2 protein-coding genes are annotated in these 1265 nt (G+C 60.8%); one reads left to right on the top strand and one right to left on the bottom strand.

Annotation, left to right across the window (positions count from 1 at the left end):
• Positions 1-360: hypothetical protein (locus AC04MI_RS25285; RefSeq protein WP_476499059.1), on the top strand; the 360-nt coding region annotated here is incomplete at its 5' end.
• A gap of 374 nt (positions 361-734) precedes the next feature.
• Here the strand turns inward: AC04MI_RS25285 and AC04MI_RS25280 are convergent.
• On the bottom strand, positions 735-1265 hold a 531-nt coding region (locus AC04MI_RS25280), incomplete at its 5' end, for a hypothetical protein (RefSeq protein WP_476499058.1).

Here is a 1265-nt window from a genome sequence, read left to right as displayed (position 1 = left end):
CTTGAGTCCCGCGTGCAAAACGCTGTGGGCCTGTTCAAAGAGAAAGGCCCACACGTACTCACGCAGGCGCAGTGGGCGATCCAAGTGGCTAGCGAGGCTCTACGTCRCATTGCCCAGGACCCGAAGTCCACCGAGAGGCTCGGAGGCAAGATCCGGCGGGTCTACGCGCTGGCGCGCAGCGGAGTCGGGCGGCGTCTCCTGTCAGAGCGCCAGATGGAGATTTTGGACGCCGTGGATGTGGAGTTCTTGAAATCACTCTCACCGGTGCACTCCAGGCAACTCGATCTTGTTCAGAAAGCGAAAACCGAGAGGCAGGTCCTGCGCGAATCTGGGAGTCCTCCTCCTTCGGCACTGTCGTAGTCCATTTGCGTCGACTGTCTTGCATCGCGCCGTTGTCCTCGTGACGGCGACGTCGCTGCCAAGCTGACGCGAGATCAGGCGTCAGCTCCGGCGATCGTGGTGGGCATTCAGCGATCGTGGACGCCTGTTTCGGGCTGGTCGCAGACGCTGTTTCAGCGCCATCGTTGACGCGCAGCGGATGCACGCAAGCGAGGGATTCAATGTATCTCAATCATCCATGATCAGTTTGAAGCGCACTGACGCGAAGCGAGGTTCCAAGCTGGACCAAGTTCGCCAGGCAGTACTAGCTGGCCGTGGGATCGGCATCTCGTGCATTCTGGTGGAGCCCGAGGTTGCGTGGCTATGTCGAAGAGAAGCTGGTCCCTCTCGCTCGGCTAGGGATTCACGGGCGCCAACGTTCTGACCCAGCGCTCGAACGCCGCACTTTCGAACGTATGCACACCGCCCGGCGCCTTCGAGATGATGGTCTTGGACTTCAAGTTGTTGAGCGAATACTGCACGTCGGACGGCGCGAGCGAAGGGACGCCGAGAGCTTTGGCAAGCTTCGCAAGCGCCGCCTTTCCGAATGGTTTGGCATGCGGGTCGTTGGCGAAGAGCAAAAGGAGCTGGCGCTGCATCGCATCGAGCGACGCCCAGGTTCCTTCGTGGTTTTCCTCCTTGTCCTGCTCTGCCTTTTCGGTTGCCACTGCGCGCTCGAAGGTGAGCGACGGGTCCATGAGCATGGCCACGACCACCGAGAGAAATGGCTCGGGCTGCTGGTGGAATTCTTGGAAGGCCGTCCATCCTGCGGCGACGTCCAGGGTTCGCCCGCTGGCGACCTGGAACTTCTTTGCGACGAATTCGACCAGTTCTCTGCCAAGCAGCGGGAACTCTTGAACAGTGGCGCCCACCGAGAAGAGTGGCGC

The organism is Acidovorax sp. LjRoot204 (assembly GCF_056175785.1).
This window is presented reverse-complemented; position numbering and strand designations above follow the sequence as displayed.